The sequence below is a fragment of the Massilia sp. CCM 8734 genome, assembly GCF_011682155.1.
GTDB lineage: Bacteria > Pseudomonadota > Gammaproteobacteria > Burkholderiales > Burkholderiaceae_D > Telluria_A > Telluria_A rubra.
In genome coordinates this window covers 35,290-55,930 of sequence record NZ_WHJI01000048.1, presented here as the reverse complement: position 1 = coordinate 55,930, position 20,641 = coordinate 35,290, and the positions used below count along the sequence as shown (strand labels likewise).

The 20,641-nt window shown below is 60.8% G+C and carries 19 protein-coding genes; 11 read left to right on the top strand and 8 right to left on the bottom strand.

Annotation, left to right across the window (positions count from 1 at the left end; translation table 11 throughout):
- Positions 1-275 precede the first annotated feature (275 nt).
- The 7 genes from F2P46_RS30545 to bamC all read left to right on the top strand — a co-directional run bounded on the left by F2P46_RS30545 (position 276) and on the right by bamC (position 6,403).
- Entirely contained in the window at positions 276-1,109 is an 834-nt protein-coding gene (locus F2P46_RS30545) for a 3',5'-nucleoside bisphosphate phosphatase (RefSeq protein ID WP_166897465.1), read from the top strand.
- Positions 1,110-1,237: 128 nt separating this feature from the next.
- Positions 1,238-2,122, top strand: a complete 885-nt coding sequence (gene htpX, locus F2P46_RS30540) for a protease HtpX (RefSeq protein WP_166897463.1) — start codon at positions 1,238-1,240, stop codon at positions 2,120-2,122.
- Positions 2,119-2,754, top strand: coding sequence for an L-threonylcarbamoyladenylate synthase (locus F2P46_RS30535; RefSeq protein WP_166897460.1), 636 nt, complete (start codon positions 2,119-2,121; stop codon positions 2,752-2,754). The genes htpX and F2P46_RS30535 overlap by 4 nt, the downstream gene beginning before the upstream one ends.
- 58 nt (positions 2,755-2,812) lie before the next feature.
- Positions 2,813-3,589, top strand: coding sequence for a site-2 protease family protein (locus F2P46_RS30530; protein ID WP_166897458.1), 777 nt, complete (start codon positions 2,813-2,815; stop codon positions 3,587-3,589).
- 39 nt (positions 3,590-3,628) lie between these two features.
- On the top strand, positions 3,629-4,216 hold the full coding sequence (locus F2P46_RS30525; RefSeq protein WP_166897455.1) for a bifunctional 2-polyprenyl-6-hydroxyphenol methylase/3-demethylubiquinol 3-O-methyltransferase UbiG: 588 nt from the start codon (positions 3,629-3,631) through the stop codon (positions 4,214-4,216).
- Positions 4,217-4,287: 71 nt separating this feature from the next.
- A complete protein-coding gene (gene dapA / locus F2P46_RS30520) occupies positions 4,288-5,172 on the top strand; it encodes a 4-hydroxy-tetrahydrodipicolinate synthase (RefSeq protein WP_166897452.1) in 885 nt (294 codons plus the stop codon).
- A gap of 61 nt (positions 5,173-5,233) precedes the next feature.
- The gene (bamC, locus tag F2P46_RS30515) at positions 5,234-6,403 is read left to right on the top strand and encodes an outer membrane protein assembly factor BamC (RefSeq protein ID WP_229509521.1); all 1,170 of its coding nucleotides are present in this window, start codon (positions 5,234-5,236) and stop codon (positions 6,401-6,403) included.
- A 155-nt stretch (positions 6,404-6,558) separates the two neighbouring features.
- Here the strand turns inward: bamC and F2P46_RS30510 are convergent, their stop codons facing one another.
- The 3 genes from F2P46_RS30510 to F2P46_RS30500 all read right to left on the bottom strand — a co-directional run bounded on the left by F2P46_RS30510 (position 6,559) and on the right by F2P46_RS30500 (position 8,787).
- Positions 6,559-6,837 (bottom strand): hypothetical protein, encoded by a 279-nt coding sequence (locus F2P46_RS30510; RefSeq protein ID WP_166897449.1) that lies wholly within the window; start codon positions 6,835-6,837, stop codon positions 6,559-6,561.
- 317 nt (positions 6,838-7,154) lie between these two features.
- Positions 7,155-7,634 carry a hypothetical protein gene (locus F2P46_RS30505; RefSeq protein WP_166897446.1) on the bottom strand — a complete coding sequence of 160 codons (480 nt, stop codon included), beginning with the start codon at positions 7,632-7,634 and terminating at the stop codon, positions 7,155-7,157.
- A 31-nt stretch (positions 7,635-7,665) separates the two neighbouring features.
- A complete protein-coding gene (locus tag F2P46_RS30500; RefSeq protein WP_166897444.1) occupies positions 7,666-8,787 on the bottom strand; it encodes a cupin domain-containing protein in 1,122 nt (373 codons plus the stop codon).
- Between the two features lie 79 nt (positions 8,788-8,866).
- On the opposite strand from F2P46_RS30500, the gene F2P46_RS30495 reads away from it, so the two are divergent.
- Positions 8,867-9,412 (top strand): peptidylprolyl isomerase, encoded by a 546-nt coding sequence (locus tag F2P46_RS30495; protein WP_166897441.1) that lies wholly within the window; start codon positions 8,867-8,869, stop codon positions 9,410-9,412.
- Between the two features lie 112 nt (positions 9,413-9,524).
- On the opposite strand, the gene F2P46_RS30490 is transcribed toward F2P46_RS30495, so the two are convergent.
- The 5 genes from F2P46_RS30490 to F2P46_RS30470 all read right to left on the bottom strand — a co-directional run bounded on the left by F2P46_RS30490 (position 9,525) and on the right by F2P46_RS30470 (position 17,459).
- Positions 9,525-10,481 (bottom strand): hypothetical protein, encoded by a 957-nt coding sequence (locus F2P46_RS30490; RefSeq protein ID WP_166897438.1) that lies wholly within the window; start codon positions 10,479-10,481, stop codon positions 9,525-9,527.
- On the bottom strand, positions 10,478-13,156 hold the full coding sequence (gene mutS / locus F2P46_RS30485) for a DNA mismatch repair protein MutS (RefSeq protein ID WP_166897435.1): 2,679 nt from the start codon (positions 13,154-13,156) through the stop codon (positions 10,478-10,480). The genes F2P46_RS30490 and mutS overlap by 4 nt, the downstream gene beginning before the upstream one ends.
- A gap of 355 nt (positions 13,157-13,511) precedes the next feature.
- Positions 13,512-16,184, bottom strand: a complete 2,673-nt coding sequence (locus F2P46_RS30480; protein WP_166897433.1) for a P-loop NTPase — start codon at positions 16,182-16,184, stop codon at positions 13,512-13,514.
- On the bottom strand, positions 16,181-16,636 hold the full coding sequence (locus F2P46_RS30475; RefSeq protein WP_166897430.1) for a hypothetical protein: 456 nt from the start codon (positions 16,634-16,636) through the stop codon (positions 16,181-16,183). The genes F2P46_RS30480 and F2P46_RS30475 overlap by 4 nt, the downstream gene beginning before the upstream one ends.
- A gap of 622 nt (positions 16,637-17,258) precedes the next feature.
- Positions 17,259-17,459 (bottom strand): hypothetical protein, encoded by a 201-nt coding sequence (locus F2P46_RS30470; RefSeq protein ID WP_166897428.1) that lies wholly within the window; start codon positions 17,457-17,459, stop codon positions 17,259-17,261.
- Between the two features lie 343 nt (positions 17,460-17,802).
- Between F2P46_RS30470 and ahpC the strand changes: the two genes are divergently transcribed.
- The 3 genes from ahpC (at position 17,803) to F2P46_RS30455 (ending at position 20,633) form a co-directional block, all read left to right on the top strand.
- On the top strand, positions 17,803-18,366 hold the full coding sequence (gene ahpC, locus F2P46_RS30465) for an alkyl hydroperoxide reductase subunit C (RefSeq protein WP_166897425.1): 564 nt from the start codon (positions 17,803-17,805) through the stop codon (positions 18,364-18,366).
- A gap of 120 nt (positions 18,367-18,486) precedes the next feature.
- Positions 18,487-20,088 (top strand): alkyl hydroperoxide reductase subunit F, encoded by a 1,602-nt coding sequence (gene ahpF / locus F2P46_RS30460; protein WP_166897424.1) that lies wholly within the window; start codon positions 18,487-18,489, stop codon positions 20,086-20,088.
- Between the two features lie 179 nt (positions 20,089-20,267).
- Positions 20,268-20,633 (top strand): PEP-CTERM sorting domain-containing protein, encoded by a 366-nt coding sequence (locus F2P46_RS30455; protein ID WP_166897421.1) that lies wholly within the window; start codon positions 20,268-20,270, stop codon positions 20,631-20,633.
- Positions 20,634-20,641: the final 8 nt, after the last annotated feature.

The following is a 20,641-nucleotide window of genomic DNA, read 5'->3' as shown; positions in this document are numbered from 1 at the left end:
AACGCGGGACACTAGCAGCCTGTCGGACTGGGAGAGGCGAAGCGAAAAAATAGCTGGGCGAGGCCAGATTTTGACGATTTCGCAGTGCCAATCGCGAGCTATTGGCCGAGAAAGCGGCGAAATATGGGCCGTCCCAGGTATTTTTGCAGCCGACGATCCCAAGTCCGACAGGCTGCTAGATCCGCCGGCTTATCGGCCACGCGCCGCGTCAATCGCTCAGTGAGCGTACAATAAAGCCTGACCCAACCTGTTGCCGATCCGAGCCTTGCCTGCGTATGCTGAATGTAGATCTTCATTGTCACTCGACCGTGTCCGACGGTGTCCTGGCGCCCGCCGCCGTCGCCGCCTACGCGCATAAAGCGGGCGTGAACGCGTGGGCCCTGACCGACCACGACGAAGTCGGCGGCGTTGCCGCTGCGCGCGCGGCGGCCGCTGCGCTGGGCATGCGCTTCGTGTCCGGCGTGGAAATTTCGATCACCTGGGCCAACCATACCGTCCACATCGTCGGCCTGCAGATCGACGAGAACAATCCCGGCCTGGTGCAGGGCCTGGCCGCCACCCGCAGCGGGCGCGATGCGCGCGGGCGCGAGATGGCCGCGCAACTGGCCCGCGCCGGCATTGCCGGGGCCTACGAGGGCGCGCTCAAGTTCGTCGACAATCCCGACCTGATCTCGCGCACCCACTTCGCGCGCTTCCTGGTCGAGTCGGGCGTGTGCGCGAACATTCCGGAAGTGTTCCGTAAATACCTGGTCGAAGGCAAACCCGGCTTCGTGCCGCACCGCTGGGCCACCCTGGCACAGGCGGTCGGCTGGATCCAGGGCGCCGGCGGCGTTGCCGTGATCGCCCATCCGGGCCGTTACAAGCTCGGCCTGGTCGGGCAGGGCGCGCTGTTCGATGAATTCAAGCAGCTTGGCGGCACGGCGATCGAGGTGGTCACCGGCAGCCATACGCCGGACCAGTATCCCTTGTACGCCGAAGAAGCGCGGCGGTATGGTTTCCTGGCTTCGCGCGGCACCGATTTCCATGCGCCGGGCGAGTCGCGCGTCGATTTCGCGGCCTTGCCGCCGTTGCCGCGCAGCGTCACGCCGGTCTGGCACGACTGGTTCTAGTGTCCCGGCTTAAGCGGTTCTGAAGAGCGCCGTTCTTGCCGTGGCAGCGGCGGCGCGGCTCTTGTATTTGCCACCGTCAGCCTTACTTTATTCTCCTGTTCACCAATGTCGACGCCGGGAGGCTTGCCATGAAGCGTATTTTGCTGTTCCTTGCCACTAACCTTGCCGTGATCCTGGTCCTGACCATCGTGCTCAACGTGTTGGGCATCGGGCGCGGGGTCAGTGCGTCCGGCATCAATATCGGCCAGTTGCTGGTGTTTTCGGCCGTGGTCGGCTTTACCGGCTCCATCATCTCCTTGTTGATGAGTAAAACGATGGCCAAATGGTCGACCGGCGCGCGCGTGATACAGAACCCGTCCGGCGAAGGTGAGCTGTGGCTGGTCAATACCGTGCGCAAGCTGGCCGAGCGGGCCGGCATCGGCATGCCCGAGGTCGCCGTCTACGATGGCGCGCCGAACGCCTTCGCTACCGGAGCCTTCAAGAATTCCGCGCTGGTGGCCGTGTCCACCGGCCTGCTCGAAAGCATGGACCGCGACGAAGTCGAAGCCGTGCTGGGCCACGAAATCGCCCACGTCGCCAACGGCGACATGGTCACCCTCACCCTGATCCAGGGCGTGGTCAATACCTTCGTGGTGTTCCTGGCGCGCGTGGTCGGCTTTTTTGTGGACAAGGTCGTGCTGCGCGGTAACAGCGACCGTGGTCCCGGCATCGGCTACATGGCCACCGTGTTCGTGTGCGAACTGGTGTTCGGCCTGGTGGCCTCGATGATCGTCGCCTGGTTCTCGCGCCAGCGCGAATTTCGCGCCGACGCCGGCTCGGCCAGGCTGCTGGGCAGCCCGCGTCCGATGCAGCAAGCGCTGGCCCGCCTTGGCGGCCTGGCGCCCGGCGCCTTGCCCTCGCAAATGTCGGCCTTCGGCATTTCCGCCAGCGGCAAGGGCTGGGGCGCGCTGTTTTCAACCCACCCGCCGATGGAAGAACGCATCGCCGCCCTCAACAACCTGCCCGCCGCATGAGCCAATTTTTCACCATCCATCCCGATAATCCGCAGGCGCGCCTGATCAAGCAGGCCGCCCAGATCATCCATGCCGGCGGCATCGTCGCGCTGCCGACCGACTCGTGCTACGCGCTGGTCTGCCACCTCGACGACAAGGGCGCCGTGGACAAGCTGCGCCGCATCCGCGGCATCGACGAAAAGCACCACCTGACCTTGCTGTGCCGCGACCTGTCCGAAATCGCGGTCTACGCGCGCGTCGACAACCGCCAGTTCCGCCTGCTCAAGGCGGCCACGCCGGGGCCGTACACGGTGATCCTGGAAGCGACCCGCGTGGTGCCGCGCCGCCTGTCGCACCCGTCGCGCAAGACCATCGGCCTGCGCGTGCCCGAAAACGCCATCGCCCAAGCCCTGTTGGAAGAACTGGGCCAGCCGCTGCTGGGCACCACCCTGATCCTGCCCGACCCGGACGGCGAGGGCGATGAACTGCTGACCGACGCCGACACCATCCGCGAGCGCATCGACAAGCAGGTCGACCTGATCATCGACGGCGGCGCCTGCTCGCTGGAGCCGACCACCGTGATCGACCTGACCGGCGACGATGTGGTGCTGGTGCGCCAGGGCCGCGGCGACGCCGCCGCGTTCGGACTCTGACTGTGGCTGCCGGCGCCGCCGCGCCCGGTCCGCGCGCCCGCCCTGCCGGAAGCGGGCGATGAGCAGCTCTTACCACACGCTGCTGGCGCTGCTCGTGCTCGCGATTCCGGTGCTGTTCGCCATTTCCCTGCATGAAGTGGGACATGGCTTTGTGGCCAACTACTTCGGCGACACCACCGCCGCCGACGAAGGTCGCCTGAGCATCAATCCGCTGCGCCACATCGATCCCTTCGGCACCGTGCTGTTGCCGCTGATGTTGTACTGGCTGATCCAGTTGCCGTTCGGCTACGCCAAGCCGGTTCCGGTCGAGTACGACCGCCTGCGCAATCCCAAGAAACACATGGCCTTCGTGGCGCTGGCCGGCCCGGCCGCCAATTTCGCCATGGGCGTGGCCTGGAGCATCATCGGCGTGCTGCTGGTCGCTGGCGGCGTCACCGAGCGCTTCTTTTACGACATGGTGCGCGCCGGCGTGGCGGTCAATGCCGTGATGATGGTCTTTAACCTGCTGCCGATCCCGCCGCTCGACGGCAGCCACGTGTTGGCCAGCATCTTGCCCGAGCGCGTCTTGCGCATGCTGCCGACGGTGCCGCCGGACGGCGGGCGCAGGGTGGCGAGCCTGTTGCCGCCCGGCCTGCTGGCGGCCCTGCCCAAGCGCGCGCTGCGCCTGGTTAATGACGTGGCCGTGCTCGACGTGCTCATCTTCACCGCCTTCATCCTGCTGATGCGCCTGCATGTGCTCGACAGCTTCCTGTTCAAGGCCATGACGGTGGCCAGCGCCGCCTTCGCCAAGGTCGCCGCGCCCCTTGCCTGGCTCCTCTCAATGGCACGCGGATAGCCGCCTGCTCTTGCCTGTTACTCTATAAAGGAATTTCCCATGACTGACGCACTGACTAACGCCGACGCTTCCGCGTGGATCGCCCGCTTCGCCCCGCTGGCGCGGCGCGGCGAGGCGCTTGACCTGGCCTGCGGCACGGGCCGCCATGCGCGCCTGCTGGCCGCGCTCGGCCACCCGGTCGTGGCGCTCGACCGCGATCCGGAGGCGCTGGCCGCCGCCGCCGGCCCCGGCATCACCACCCTCGAATTCGACCTGGAAGACGGCACCGTGCCCTGGCCTTTCGAGGACGGGCGCTTTGCCGTCATCGTCGTCACCAATTACCTGCACCGGCCCTTGATTCCGGCGCTGGTGCGCAGCCTGGCGCCGGGCGGCCTGCTGATTTATGAGACCTTTGCGGGCGGAAACGAAGCCTTCGGCCGTCCGAGCAAGCCGGCGTTCTTGCTGCACGAAGGCGAGCTGCTGCGCCAGGCGGCGGCCCATCACCTGCGCGTGCTGGCGTTCGAAGATGGTTTTACCAGCGTGCCGAAGGCGGCCATGGTGCAGCGCCTGTGCGCTTGCGGGGCCGATTTTGCCCGCGAAGACGCGCGTCTTGACGGGGGCGCGGCGGCGACCGAGGCGCGATTCTAGTCAACAATGAACCATTCGGGCGGGCGATCCGCTACAATCAGGACTTTATTTACCAGCATAGTTACCTACATATGATCAAGGGCAGCATAGTAGCAATCGTCACCCCGATGCATGCAGACGGCAGTCTGGACCATCCGGGCCTGCGCAAGCTGATCGACTGGCACATCGCCGAGGGCACCGATGGCATCGTCATCGTCGGCACCACGGGCGAATCGGCCACCGTCAGCGTCGAGGAACACTGCGAACTGGTCAAACTGGCCGTCGAGCACACCCGTGGCCGCATTCCGATCATTGCCGGCACCGGTGGCAATTCGACCTCGGAAGCGATCATGCTGACCGACTATGCCAAGAAAGTCGGGGCCGATGCCGCGCTGGTGGTCGTTCCCTACTACAACCGTCCGACCCAGGAAGGCATGGTTCGCCACTTCAAGGCCATCGCCGAAGCGGTCGACCTGCCGATCATCCTCTACAACGTGCCGGGCCGTACCGTGGCCGACATGAGCAACGACACCGTGGTGCGCTTGTCAAGCATCCCGAATATCGTCGGCCTGAAAGATGCCACCGGCAATATCGGGCGTGGCCTGGAACTGCTGCGCAATGTCGATAAATCGTTCGCCGTGTACTCGGGCGACGATCCGACCGCGATCGCGCTGATGTTGTGCGGCGGCGCCGGCAATATTTCGGTCACGGCCAACGTGGCCCCGCGCGCCATGCACGAGCTGTGCGCGGCCGCGATGGGCGGCGACATCGCCCGCGCCGTCGAGATCAACAACACGGTCATGCCGTTGCACCAGAAACTGTTTATCGAGCCAAATCCGGTCCCGGTCAAATGGGCCCTGGCGGAAATGGGCCTGATGCCTGCCGGCATACGCCTGCCCCTGGCGCCGCTCGGGCAAGACTGCCACGACGCGGTCCGCGGCGCGCTGCGCGACGCCGGCGTCCTACCACAGCCCTGACCCGCAAGGGTCGGATCATCCCAGACACCAGCTGCCTTTCAGCTTCTCATTCAGTAACGACATGACTATTCGCAATACATTAACAATGGCCAAGGCCCCGGCATTTTCTCCTGCAGCGACGCGTGGCCTGGTGCTGTCGGCGCTGATGGTCAGCCTGTCCGGCTGCGGCATGATCAGTTCCGTGATTCAACAGGACAAGCTCGATTACCGTGGCGCCAAGAAGGCGGCGTCGCTGGACGTGCCGCCCGACCTGACCCAGCTCGAGCGCGACAACCGCTACGCCATTCCCGAAACGCGCGGCGTGGCGTCGGCCTCGACCTACCAGCAGCCGAAGGGGGCGACGGCGGCGCCGGTGGCCGGCGGCCAGCCGATCGGTGCGAACGGCACCGACGCCGTGCGTGTCGAGCGCAGCGGCAACCAGCGCTGGCTGGTGGTCAACCAGACCCCGGAGCAACTGTGGCCGCAGCTCAAGCAGTTCTGGGCCGATTCGGGCTTTACCGTCATCAATGAGTCGGCCGTCACCGGCACCATGGAAACCGACTGGGCCGAGAACCGCTCGAAGATTCCGCAAGACTTCATCCGCCAGTCGATCGGCAAGGTCTTCGATTCGCTGTACTCGACCGGCGAGCGCGACAAGTTCCGCACCCGCCTCGAGCGCACCGCGAACGGCACCGAAATCTACATCAGCCATCGCGGCGCGGAAGAAGTGCTGGTCGGCACCCAAAAGGAGTCGACCACCTGGACCGTGCGTCCCAACGATCCGGGCCTGGAAGCGCAATTCCTGAGCCGTTTGCTGGCCAAGCTGACCGGCGTGGCCGATGTCAAGCCGGCCGAAGCGGCCGTGGCGGCGGCGACGCAAGCGCCGCAAAACGCCAAGCTGCTGGGCGATTCGGTTGAAGTGGCCGAAGGATTCGACCGCGCCTGGCGCCGGGTCGGCCTGGCGCTGGACCGGGTCGGCTTTACGGTGGAAGACCGCGACCGGGTGCAGGGCGTGTATTTCGTGCGCTATGTCGATCCGGACCTGGCCGAAAAAGATGGTTTCCTGAGCAAGCTGTTCAGCTTTGGCTCCTCGTCCGACAAGGCCAAGGAAGCGCAGCGTTTCCGCGTGGCGGTCAAGACAGAAGCGGGCGCGACGGTGAGCAAGGTGACGGTGCAGAGCAACGATGGCAAGCCGGAAACGTCGCCAACCGGCGCCAAGATCTTGAAACTGCTGAGCGACGAGTTGAAGTAATCGTGTACGCAGGAATGAAAAAGCCGGCTGAGGCCGGTTTTTTTACGTCGATGGCGCTGGTCTGCAAGGCGGATCGGAGGCGAATCGCCGCACGTCACGAATCGCCAGACGAAAAAAAACCGGCCCGCAGGCCGGTCTTTTTCAAATCGTGCTGATTAGTGCGCAGCCGATGCAGCAGCCGAAGCTGCGGTCGATGCGGCAGCCGAAGCAGCAACAGCAGCGTCAGCAGCTACCGAAGCGGCCGAAGCGGCAACTGCAGCAGCAGTAGCAGCGTCAGCAGCTGGGGTTGCTGGAGCTTCAACTACTGGTGGTGGGGTAACGGTAGCAGGCGCTTCAACAGCTGGGGTCACTGGAGTAACTGGGGTTTCTTCTTTTTTGGTGCAAGCAGCCAGGGCTACAGCCAGCAGGGAGACGATCAGCAAAGATTTTTTCATGGGTTTTCCTTAGTTAATGCACTAAATGATGACAACGTATATTGCGATGAATAATTACCGGTAATTATCGCTCGTTAGGGAATTCTCGTTAGCTTTCGTACCTGTAATGGTGCTTGACAGACAACGGAAACTTCCTAACCCGATATTATAGCTAAATTTGGTGCTTCGCAATAGCACCATGATGCTTTTATGGAAGCTTTTTGCGAAGTGGCAACATTCATATTGTGATAAAAGTCATCTTTATGATCATTTCATCGGTCAATTTGCTGCATCTCCAATTTATATTCCGATCGGCCCGTTGTGGGCCTTACAAACCCTTACAAACCAGTCGTGGTCGGATGTAACGTTGAAACGGCCTCGATCCAGATTGCCCCGAATCTTTCTTGGCTGAGCTCGGTAGCCGCCGGCGCATCGAAAGCCGCTTCCCCGCGCATGTGGACGCTGTGAAAGCGGCGCACGATGTGCATGCCGTCGGCGATGCAGAAGGAATCGGTCAAGTGATGCAGCGAGCGCGGCGTCGCCCTTACCTCGATCTTGTGGTTGAACTCGCGCAGCAGGCGCACGAAGCGCGGACAGTTGCGCTCGATATGGGCGCTGTCATGCATGGCCAGCTGCATGGCGCCGCCGCCGGCGAGAAAACGGCGCAGGGCGGCGTCGGTCTCGCTGCTTCCAAGAGGAAACACCGAAAAATCCGGATCGAACATTTTCAGCGTCAGCTGCGCGCGCCCCAGGCAGTCGCGCAGCTGCGCCTCGAATTCGGCGTGCGAGTTGAACTTATGAACGGTGGCGTCGGTCATGGCAGTGTCCTTGAGAGCGTATGCGTCAACATCAAGCGAGTTCGATCCATCCATCCTGGTACCAGGTGTACAGCGCTTCCATCACATCGTCGGAGGCGCCGTCCAGGGCCGCGCCGCCGATGGTCCGTTCGTTGGCCAGCACGTCGAGCACGGCCTTGTCGGCGCGGCCGACGGCAAACGATTCGCCGTTGATGAACACGTGCTTGCCACGATACAGCATCTGCGACTTGAGCGAGAGCGCCACGCCGCGCTTGGCGACGGCCTCGGCGAAGCGTCCCATGGTGAGCGGCTTGGCCGGTCCCGTGAAGAACACATTGTGCTTCGGCTCGGACATGTGCTCGCCGACGAAAATGGTCACGTCTTCCTCGGTGAAGCGCACCTTGTTCATTTCTTCGGTGATGGCGGCGAGCATGTTGCGCGGGATTTCGGCCGGATTTTTTGCCACTTCCAGGTCGGGATCGGCGTAGCGGCCCGGCAGGTCGATCGAGTCGGCCATGAACTGGAGAAACGCTTCACCCAGTTCCTGGTAGGACGGCGAACGGAAACCGATCGAGTACGTCATACACTCGCCCTCGGCCACGCCGTCGTGCGCGTAGTGGGGCGGCAGGTACAGCATGTCGCCCGGTTCGAGCAGGAATTCTTCCTGCGGCTTGAAGTTTTTCAGGATTTTCAGCGGCTTGCCCTCGACCAGCGACAAGTCCTTCTGCGCGCCGATGCGCCAGCGGCGCTTGCCGTGCGCTTGCAGCAGGAATACATCGTAGGAATCGAAATGCGGACCGACCCCGCCGCCATCGGTGGCGTAGCTGATCATCAGGTCGTCCAGGCGCGCGTCCGGGATGAAACGGAACTGGCGCAGCAGCGCGTCGCAGCCCTTGTCGGCCAGGTTGGCGCCCTGCACCAGCATGGTCCATTCGCGCTGCGTGCGCGGCGGCAATTCGGTCAGCGGACCGTGCTGCATGCTCCAGTCGCCGTCGACCTGGGTGATCAGGCGCGATTCGACATGGTTCAGTTTGGCAAGCGCGGCCAGCGCGTCCAGCTTGAGCAGGGGCTTGAAGCCGGGAATTGCCTGGCGGATCAAGAGCGGTTTCTTGTGCCAGTAATCGCGTAAAAACTGGGCGGGCGTGATATCGCCCAAGAGCGTTAATTTTTTCATGCGACATTATAACCAAGTCCGAAACAGGGCAAGGCGGCGGGGAGGTATAATCCGCCAGTACACACTGAAAGGAAGCACTATGAAGATTGCCAAAAACACGGTCGTAACGGTCAAGTATAAATTGTCCGACGCGCAGAACAATCTGATCGAAGACGGCAGCCAGCCGATGGTCTATCTTCACGGCGGCTATGAAAATACGCTGCCGAAAATCGAAGAAGAACTCGATGGCAAGGAAACCGGCTACGCTTGCGTCCTGCAGATCGAACCGGACGACGCGTTCGGCGATTACGACTCGGCCCTGGTCAAGGTTGAAGCGCGCGAGCGCCTGCCGGAGCCGCTCGAAGTCGGCATGCAGTTCGAAGGCATGCCCGATGGCCCGGACAGCGATGAAGAAACCATGATCTTCACCGTCACCGACATCGCCGACGACAAGGTTGTCCTCGACGGCAATCACCCGCTGGCCGGCATCGCGCTGCGCTTCGAGCTGGAAGTAACCGACGTGCGCGAAGCGCTCGACGTCGAAATCGCGCACGGCCACGTGCATGGCGCGCATGGTCATCACGACCATGACGACGAGGATGACGGCGAAGAGGGCGACCACTTCCGCAGCCACCCGGTGCATTAATTCCCCGCATGCCGGGGTGGGCTCGCGCCTGCCCCGCATGCGATTCATGCGGCGCCCGAGGTCTTCTCCGGCGCCGCATGTGTGTTTACGGCTGTGTTTTTTACGTCTGTGTTTACGGCTTCTGCAGCAGGAACATCTTCTCGCTCCCCGGCGCCACGCGCATACGCAGCACACCCGAGCCCACGCTCACATGGCCCAGGTTGGCGCGCCATGCAATGGCCGGCGCCGGTCCCACCGGTAGGGCGGTATCGACCAGCAGCACCTTGCCCGCGAATTTTTGGGCCGACGCCAGCACCTGGTGGCGCACCGCCGCATAGCCATCCTTGCGGTTCTCGCCCGGTCCCAGCATGGACAGCAAGCCTGGCTTTTCGCTGTGGATCTTCATGTCGCCTTCGGTAAACAACACCACCGCATCGAGCTTCTTGCGCTGGGCCGTGCCGAACAGGCGCTTGAGCCAGAACCGGTTGGCTACCGCGCGGTCTTCGAACTCGCTGTTGCGGCCCGCCTCGGGACGATAGTGATTGTTATCCGACGACAGGTTCATGGTCGCGTACAGCACGTTCCCGACAATCCAGTGCGCGTTCTCGGCGTAGCTGCGGAACTGCGAACTGGTCGACAGGCGCAGCAAGGGCAGCTTGCGCTTGCCGAGGGAATCGGCGTCCGGATAAAACAATTCGCGCATGCGGTTCAGGCGATCGACCGCCACCTGGCTGCCGGCGCCGTTGGTGCAGCCGCTCCAGTCGCTGGCGGCGGGCGCCACTATCATTGGCCGGCGCGCCTCGGCGAACAGGTCGCGCCGCTGCGTGTACAACTCGTCACTGCACGGCTCGCGCTCGGCCTTGACGCCGGTGGCGACGATAAAGGCCACCGCGCCATCGTCGCTGGCGGCGATGGCTTGTTCCAGTTGCGGCTCGCCGCCGCCATCGGCAAAGCGGTGGCCGATGATGGCGAACTGGTAGGGCGCCGGTCCTTTGGCGGCAGCCGTTTTGCCTTGCGCGGCGGTGGCGGCCGGCGGCGCCGCCAGCCATGCCGCGCACAGGAACGCGGCCAGTGGCGCGGCGCGCATCATGGCGTGGCGAGGCGCTTGAGCTGGTACAACTGCTCGAGCGCTTCGCGCGGGGTCAAGGCATCGGGATCGATGGCGGCCAGCGCGTCGAGCAGGGCATCGTGCAGGTCTTCCTGCGCTGCGTCGTGCGCGTGCGGCGCCTGGGCCGGCTCTTCCGGTTCCACGCACGGCAGCGCAAACAGGTCGAGCTGCGGCGTGGTGTCGAGCGCCTGCGATTCGAGCCGCGCCAGGTGCTTGCGCGCCGCCTTGATCACCGCCTGCGGCACGCCGGCCAGCTGCGCCACCTGCAAGCCGTAGCTTTGCGACGCCGGACCTGGCTGCACCGCGTGCAGGAACACGATGCTGTCCTTGTGCTCGACCGCCGACAAGTGCACGTTGGCCGCGCTCGGGTGGCTTTCGGGCAGTTGCGTCAGTTCGAAATAGTGGGTCGCGAACAGGGTGAAGCTGCGGCTCGCGTCGATCAGGTGGCGCGCGATGGCCCAGGCCAGCGCCAGGCCGTCGAAGGTCGAGGTGCCACGGCCGACTTCATCCATCAGCACCAGCGACTGCGCGGTGGCGCCGTTGAGGATCGCTGCCGATTCGGTCATCTCCACCATGAAGGTCGAGCGTCCGCCGGCCAGGTCGTCGGTGGCGCCGATGCGCGTGAAGATGCGGTCGATCGGGCCGATGGTCGCGCTGGTGGCCGGCACGTAGCTGCCGATGTAGGCCAGCAAAGTGATCAGGGCCACCTGGCGCATGAAGGTCGATTTACCGCCCATGTTCGGACCCGTGATCAAGAGCAGGCGGCGTTCGTCGTTGAATTTGCAGTCGTTGGCGATGAAGCGCTCGATCTGGTTTTCCACCACCGGGTGGCGGCCCTCGCAGATCACCAGGCATGGTTCGGCGACCAGTTGCGGCGCGCACCAGTTGTGCTTGAGCGCGTGGGTGGTGAGCGCGGTGAGCGTGTCGAGCTGCGCCAGGGCCTGCGAGATGGTTTGCAGGGTGCCGATATGCGGCGCCAGGTCGGCCAGCAACTGGTCGTACAGGAGCTTTTCGCGCACCAGCGCCTTGTCTTGCGCCGACAAGGCCTTGTCTTCGAAGACTTTGAGTTCGGGCGTGATGTAACGCTCGGCGTTTTTCAGGGTCTGGCGACGGCGGTAATCGTCCGGCACCTTGTCGGTCTGGCCGTGCGTGACTTCGATGTAGAAGCCATGCACCTTGTTGTACTCGACGCGCAGGTTGGCGATGCCGGTGCGGGCGCGCTCGCGCGTCTCCAGGTCGACCAGGAACTGGCCGGCGTTTTCGGACAGGCCGCGCAGTTCATCGAGTTCGGCGTCGAAGCCGCGCGCGAACACGCCGCCGTCGCGCACCATGGCCGCCGGTTCCGGGGCCACAGCGCGCTCCAGCAGGTCGAGGCAGATGGCGGGCGTGGCCAGCGCGGCGTGGATGGTGGCCAGCAGGCTTTCTTCGCCGGCGATAAAGGCTTGCTGCACCGAGCGGCGCAGGGTTGGCAACTGGCGCAGGCCGTCGCGCAGGCTGGCCAGGTCGCGCGGACGGGCCGAGAGCAGGGCGATGCGGGTGGTGATGCGTTCGATGTCGGGCACCTCGGCCAGGGTGGCCGAGAGGGCGCCGGCGGCGTCGCTTTGCGCCAGCGCGGCAATGGCCGCATGGCGCGCGCGCGCCACGTTCTGCTCGCGCCGCGCATGGTGCAGCCAGTGGCGCAGCAGGCGCGAACCCATCGCCGTGCGGCAGTGGTCGAGCAAGGAAAACAGGGTAGGGGACTCCTGGCCGCGGATGGTTTCGGTCAGCTCCAGGTTGCGCCGGGTGGCCGCATCGAGGCCGATGAATTCGTTCTCGGTTTCGGTCGACAGGCTGCGCACGTGCTGCAAGCCGCGACCCTGGGTCGACTGGGCGTAGCGCAGCAGCGCGCCGGCCGCGCCGAATGCCGCGCCCAGGCCATCGGCGCCAAAGCCGGTGAGGGTGGCCACGTTCAGTTGGTCGAGCAGGGCCTTGTGGCCGCCGACGACGTCGAAGTGCCAGTCCGGCACGCGCTGGGTGTGGGCGCTGCCGTCGTCGTCGAACAGTTCGGCGCCATCGCCGCGCAGGATTTCGGCGGGGGCGATGCGTTCGAGTTCCTGTTGCAGGCGCAGGCCCACGGTGCGGCTGTCGCCGGAAAACTCCATCAATTTGAGGCCGCCGCTGGCCAGCGACAACCACGCCAGGCCCGTGGTGACGACCTTGCGCTGGCTGATCATGCACACGGCCAGCAGGGGGCGTTCGGCTTTTTCGGGCAGCAGGTCGGCGTCGGTCAGGGTGCCGGGGGTGACCACGCGCATGACCTTGCGCTCGACCGGGCCTTTGCTGGTGGCCGGGTCGCCAATCTGTTCGCAGATGGCGCACGACTCGCCCAGTTTGACCAGCTTGGCCAGGTACGGGTCGAGCGAGTGGAAGGGGATGCCGCACATCTTGATCGGGTTGCCGTTGGAGGCGCCGCGCGCGGTCAGGGTGATGCCGAGGATGCGCGCGGCCTTTTCGGCGTCGTCGTGGAACAGCTCATAGAAGTCGCCCATGCGGTAGAAAACCAGCATGGTCGGGTATTCGGCCTTGATGCGTAAATACTGCTGCATCATGGGCGTGTGCTTTTCGGTCGCGCCGTTCTTGATGGCGGCGGCGTTGATTTCGGTCGGGGGTGTGGTCATGTGGTTTTTTGTCGTTGAGGCCCGGCAGGTCTGGTAAATAGTCGGCCAGGGTGCGACGCGGCGCTGCGTTGTCGTTAAGGGCGCCATTTTACCGCTTTCGTCGGGGGGGGGGGCAGGAGCAATGCGTGCCGATTCGGGACGAATGATAGCCCTAAGACTATGACTGGCGGCTTCGCGCACGGAAACTCGTCACAAGGAGCCCTCTCCGGCGTCATCAAAAGTTGGTCTTTGAAAAGGCAAGGCGCTGACCAATGTCGCAAGCGGCTTTAGTAGCTGAAATGCATGAAACTACACGTGGATGTCTGGGCGTCCGCTCCGCCGCCCAGCGCCACGTCAAACTTGTTCAGTTACATTCCTATTTTTTCTCGCCTTGTACACGAGTGACGCCAAGACCATCGATATATAAGCTAGCGAAGCCAAACTGATACGGTTTCTTATTCTTTTTCACCAGCAAACCGGAGGCCTCGAGATGTGCAACGAATGCATCGAATTTCGGAAACTCCGACATAGAAGTCCTCGTCCATACGGTTTGCAGTTCGTCTAGGGGGAACTGCGATCGTAGCGATTGATTGACTTGAATATCCTCCAAGAAAGTCTTGAGATTGGGGTACTCATTCTTCAGCGCTTCTACGCGCTCGATGGACGCCGCTTCCAATCCTGCAAGCATTGCTCGCGGGCTTAGTAGACGGTTACTTGGAACAGATCTCGAGCTATTTTTGGCTTCTAGTTCAGAGGTTCGAGCCGCTTTGAGCAATACTGTGAGTGAGCGAGGAAAAGTGTTGTCGCGAGAATCCGTCATTCGGTTGTAGACCCATCTAGCAGCAAACGCGTTCTTGGCTTTTTCCTGATTTAGCCCCCAAAGCGGTGCTAAAGCGCGCCGAAGCTGCTCCTCGCTAGCATTATCAATTTCAGATTCGGCTAACGGATAATGCTGCCGGGAGAGTACTGTAAATTGAGGGGATCCCTTGGTAGTCAAACGATAAGCCAGGCGTAGGAAGTCATCGATCTTCCATTGTAGAAGAAGGGTACGAGGCTCACCAAAATGGCTCTTATTGGTGAAAACAAGCTTGGTCCATATGTCTTCACGTAGGAATACCTTTAGTCGAATATTGTGTAAATCTTGATTGTTTGAGTCATATGCTAAACGTAGCAATCCACCAAGAGCATCGCCTTGCCACAGGCTTCCTTCTTGAATATCTTGATCAAGGTCGTCATATAGCAGCCATAACTTCTGACCGCGTGCCTCGAGCTCTGAATTGAGGTCTGCGAGCAAGTCACGGCACAAACCATTGTATGGATCTTTTACCAAATCCAACAGCGCCGTTGTGTGCTCAGACCGCCATCGAGTAGAGTTCGTCAGGGTAAACTTGCTCGAAAGGTGTACCTTTAGATCTTTGAAAGATGGATTTCGAAGCACCTTGCTTGCAAGTGAGCTGGTGACGTCAGACGTGAAGACCCGAACTATGGCGTAGGCGCGCCAAAGAGAAATCCAGTCCATATCTGTGCTGGCTAAGTTTCGTTGAATAGTGCCAAATTCGTCTGTTGTTGGTCGGAATGCAGCGCCAGAGACAGGGCCATGTCCAGGCACGATAAGAACATTCTGCAGTTTTCCTTGGGCACGTTTTTCGGCATGGTCTCGGTGTTCTACGAAAAGGTGGAACAAAGTAGATTTCCCTGTACCTTTACGGCCCCGCACGACCCATCGCGCATCATCTAAGAATTTGTCGAAGTCCGTAGTTTTCTGGAAGAAGTGGTCAAAATCTTCCGCGTCAATTGTCTTTGCGTCACGATCAGGGAAAGTGAGCGATTCAACAATTCCCCAACGATTAGATTTGCTAATTGTGACTTCAAGAATTTCTTCGGCTTCAGTTTCTTGAATAAGCCCCGCCAATCGCGAATAATTTTGCATTGCGGCTTCGACTGGGTAGGTAGAAGCCGATGCAATAGCAGGATTATAGCTAATCTCTACAGCTTGCTCGTCTACCTCTAATTCAAGTTGTGGTAACGTTCGTGCGACCACTGCCTTACCAATCTCACCTTCGGGAACTGGAGATAGAACAATGTGTGAGTTTATTCCGCTTACTTCGCGCAAGGTCTTGCGAACAAACCGGATGCCCTCGGTATTTTGCTCACTTGGATACAAGACTAAAAAGGCCTCGTCAGCTAAACGAAGTAACGATAATCCTCCCCAATCTCCAAGACCTGTTCTCGCATCAATCAAAAGCACGTCCGGTGCGAGTTGCTCCATTAGTTCACGCTCAAATAACGACCACGCATCATCTGGACGGGTTGCAACGTCTCTATATGACAAGGTGTTTAGTCGACGGACGTAATTTTCCCCAGCTTTCCCTGCCGGAATTACACTAATTTGAGCGCGAGAAATTGGATCTTCTACCAAGTAAGAAATGGCCTTCTGTTGTCCAGCATGCACATTTACCAAGCAAGTCTCTAAGCCCTCTCCAGTTTCGGGATCAAAAGGTCGAACTTGTCTTTCCCATAAGTAGTCTACTAAACCACATTCGATAGGCTCTCCATCAGGGCGGGGTAGCAGTGCATGTAAACCAGGAGCCTCAACATCCATGTCCGCAATCGCGACTCGAACACCATTTCTCGCTAGTTGAAACGCTGTGTGTACCAGTGCAGTTGTCCTACCTACGCCACCTTTGTACGAATAGAAAACTACCCGACGTGGACGGCTCTCGTCCCGCCCGCTATGAAGAACGGCGTGTCCTGATGCTGCTATTGAAATTGCATCATCCCAGGACGCGGGGGAGATTGGGGGATCAATTCCGACGGCAAGACCCATTTCGCTGGCCTCTAATGGCGTGTATAAATCCGCGATAGCTACGTCCAGTTGATAGCCATCAAAGAACTGTTCGATTATTTGAAGGCGCTCATCATGATCCTTTCCTTCAAAAGTACTGTCAATGGCTAACAGTATGGCAGTTTTATCTGCACCCACATCAAGTTCAAAGCCAGAAGGAAATCGTTCACGTAGCTTCCGGCGCAGTTCCTCAATTTTTTTCATAATAAACCTTCGTTCTTCTGAAGCCAGCCAACGACATATTTGAAACTCGTTTGCCACTCATTTAGTGTCTTTGCGCTAAGGGCGTTCGATGTATAGCGTAATGCAATAAAATCGATGGCGCTTGCACCTGTGGGATAGGTCAAATTGCCCAAGTGCTTCAAAAATAGCTTATCTGCAAGCGCTTTTTTATACAGGTTGTCCACAATTTTTAGAGCTGGAGCTAGTGCGTGGCTCGTGCGTAAAATCGGCTGACCTGTCCTTGGATCGCTTGGTCGCTGGCTTAGGCCACCCCAGGCGGTGATTTGATGGTAGGAAATTATAAGAGCCTTAATTCGGCATTCAATCGCCACACCGCCTAGGTGGACAGCCGCGACCCCTCGCGGTGGAGTCGCGCCCAACAATGCGGAAATGTCATCAATCCTGCATTTGAACGCTGCGTCGTAATTTTCCATTTTGCAGCAAGAGAAATTTTATAGATAGAGGATGATATTATCAAGAATCCGTCGGTTTCGGGTGTCTTTTGATTCGCTGCTGCATCATTGGCGTACACTCTTCGGCCGCGCTGTTCTTGATGGTAGCGCCGATTCCTGTCGGGGGGTGTGGTCATGTGGTCTTTGCCGTTAAGGCCTAGCAGGTTTTGTAAATACTCCGTCAAGGTGCGATGCGGCGCTGCGTTGTGGTGAAGGGGCCAATTTTACCGCTTTCGGGCTGAGGTGCAGGGGCAATGGGCGTCGATTCGCCACGAATGACGTCCGTAAAGCGACGATTGGCTTGTGAGAGGCGCCAAGGACAATCACTTCGGCGATAGTTTGTGCAGCAAGCTAGCCTTACCTAGCCGCTCTGGACATGGAAATGAATGATAGAGTTAGACCCGTCCGCAGACGTGTCGCAGAAATCGAAATTGACGGCGTCGGCAACCTGGCTCCAGAGTCGGTATGGTATGTAGCGCCTGTAGACGCGCCGATACAGTTCGATGTCGTCGGACCTGAATTTGTTCAGCTTGCGCGAAAAATTTTCGCCAGTAATATCAACCTTGACCGTTGCGGGATACGGCATCAAGCGGCATCTTTGGCTTCATCCAAGGAGGCGATCAAAATCGTCTTTCGACATCGGACGCGGCGGCATCGCGCGTGCCCGCTGAGCATTCTCTTCGAACGCGCGCAGGGTCTGGTCGCTGAACCAGGCCGACGCGAGCGGGGCAGGTGGTGCATCATTGAGCGCCAGTGTACCGGATTGCTTAACCGAATTGATGCGGTGTTGAAGTTTACGGGCCACGGCAGCCTCTACGTTTCAGTGTCATATTGTCGTTCCAACGCGTCGCCAGAGTCACCGGCCAAGGACGCTCCTACTTCGGCAGCAAGCAGTCGTCCCATTCTACGCGCTTCTCTGCGGGCGAACCTCAGACGGTGATCTGGAGCTAGCGATAAGCACGAGGGTGTCGCAGGTTGTGAAATTCCTAACTTTCGCCCGCTCTTCCGACCCCCCAACAAAATTCCCAATGACCCTCATTAATACAAACAATGAGGTGCTCCGGCTATCTTGTCGTATCATAGAAACCAATGAGAGCTTCTCATTCGATAGTTTTTCTTAACCCACAAAACCACGCACGAGGATATCTATGTCGCTGATCAATACGCAAGTTCCAGAGTTCAAAACCCAAGCCTTCCACAACGGCAAATTCGTCGAAGTCTCGAACGAGTCGATGAAGGGCAAGTGGTCGGTCGTGATTTTCATGCCTGCCGCGTTCACCTTCAACTGCCCGACCGAAGTCGAAGATGCGGCGCAGAACTACGCTGAATTCCAGAAAGCCAACGCCGAAGTGTATATCGTCACTACCGACACCCATTTCTCGCACAAAGTCTGGCACGAGACCTCGCCAGCCGTCGGCCAGGCCAAGTTCCCGCTGGTGGGCGATCCAACCCACAAGCTGACCCGCGCGTTCGGCGTGCACATCGAAGAAGAAGGCTTGGCGCTGCGCGGCACCTTCATCATCAATCCGGAAGGCGTCATTAAGACCCTGGAAATCCATGACAACGCCATCGCCCGCGACGTCAAGGAAACCCTGCGCAAGCTGAAAGCTGCCCAGTTCGTCGCCGCCAATCCAGGCCAGGTGTGCCCGGCCAAGTGGAATGAAGGCGCAAAAACCCTGACCCCATCGCTGGACCTGGTCGGCAAGATCTAAATAGCAATGTCATAGCACTACCCCGGGGAAGGCGCGGCGCCTTGCGCTGCCTTCCCCGCGCCGGGAACCAGCCCGACGGTTCCCGGATTTAATTCAAGGCACTTTCTTACGGATATCAACATGCTTGACGCCACCTTAAAAACTCAGCTGCAAGGCTATTTGCAAAACCTGCGCGCGCCGATTCGCCTGATCGCCACGCTCGACGACAGCGACAAAAGTGCCGAACTGCGTGAACTGCTGGCCGAGATCAGCAGCCTGTCCGATAAAGTCAGTGTCGACGAGTCGGGCGCCGACAGCCGCATCCCCTCGTTTGTGATCGCCCGCGAAGGCGAGACCCACGGCGTGCGCTTCGCCGCGATTCCGCTCGGCCATGAATTCACCTCGCTGGTGCTGGCCTTGCTGTGGACCGGCGGCCATCCGCCCAAAGTGGAACCCCACGTCATCGACGCCATCAAGGCGCTCGACGAATCGATGGATTTCGACGTCTATATGTCCCTGTCCTGCCACAATTGCCCCGACGTGGTGCAGGCGGCGACCCTGATGGCGGTGTTCAATCCGAAGATCCGCACCGTGATCATCGATGGCGGCATGTACCCCGCCGAAGTCGAGGCGCGCCAGGTCATGGCGGTCCCGATGGTCTTCAAGAATGACAGCATGTTTACGTCCGGCCATATGACCGTGGAAGAACTCGTCGCCAAGCTCGACGTGAGTTCGGCTGACCGTGAAGCGAAGAAACTCAATCAAAAGTCCGCGTACGACATGCTGATCGTCGGCGGCGGCCCGGCCGGCGCGGCGGCGGCGGTGTACGCGGCCCGCAAAGGCATCCGTGTCGGCGTGGCGGCGGAGCGCTTCGGCGGCCAGGTCAACGACACCATGGCCATCGAGAACTACATTTCGGTGCTGGCAACGGACGGCCCCACATTCGCCGCCGCCCTCGAGGCGCAGGTGCGCCACTATGAAGTCGACATCATGAACCTGCAGCGGGCCGAGCGCATCATTCCCGCCGCCACGCCGGGTGGCTTGATCGAAGTGCACATGGAAAACGGCGGCGTGCTCAAGGCGCGCAGCGTGATCGTCTCGACCGGCGCGCGCTGGCGCAACGTCAACGTACCTGGCGAAGCCGAGTACAAGAACAAGGGCGTGGCGTATTGCCCGCACTGCGACGGCCCATTATTCAAAGGCAAGCGCGTCGCCGTGATTGGCGGCGGCAACTCCGGTGTGGAAGCGGCGATCGACCTGGCCGGCATCGTCCAGCACGTCACACTGGTTGAGTTCGCCGATGCGCTGAAAGCCGACGCGGTGCTGGTCAACAAGTTGAAGAGCCTCTCCAACGTGACCATCCACGTCAACGCGCAAACGACCGAGATCACCGGTGACGGCCAAAAGGTCAATGGCCTCGGCTATAAGGACCGCGCCAGCGGCGCCGATCACTTCGTGGCGCTGGAAGGCGTGTTCGTGCAAATCGGCCTGGTGCCGAATACCGAATTCCTGAAAGGGACTTTGGAGCTGAGCAAGTACGGCGAGATCGTTGTCGATGCCAAATGCCACACCAGCCTGCCTGGCGTATTTGCCGCCGGCGACGTGACCACGGTGCCGTACAAGCAGATCGTCGTCGCTGCCGGCGAAGGATCGAAAGCGGCATTGTCCGCGTTCGATTACCTGATTCGCCAGCCAGTGGTCACTGATGTCGCCAGGGAAGAGGAAGTGGCGGAAGCTGCCTGATGCAAGTCTGCTGACCAACAAAAATGCCCGGATCATGCCGGGCATTTTTTTTGGCGAGACAGAATCGCCGCTGTGACCGCGCTCCCTGACATGGCGCAGACCCGCGCGCGGTGAGTGGCATACTCTGGGATCTGGACTGCTCGCCCAGCACCGATTCCTGTTCGCAAAGAGTCTCCGGCATGTTCATTTCCACGAACTGGTTCAGACGCATCCTGGTCGCCGCGTTGACCTTGCCGGCACTTGCCATGGCCGCAGCAAACAGCGACGTGCCGGAAGTTCAGCTCCTCATCGATGCCACGGCCGCCAGCGAGCCTGTCATGGTGGATGACTGGTTGCCGGTCGCGCCGGACCGATGCGGGCAGCAATGTTATGCCGAGCGGATCGACACGCCCAGCCCGGTGCCTGAGCCCGACACCTATGCGCTGATGCTGGTCGGCCTCGGCATGGTCGTCGCCGCCGCGCGCCGTGCGGTCAGCGTGGGCGCCAACCGCACAGTATCCTCCAGCGAACGGCATGGCGGCGCCAAACTTCCTTTCAACAACTGAGTACGCGG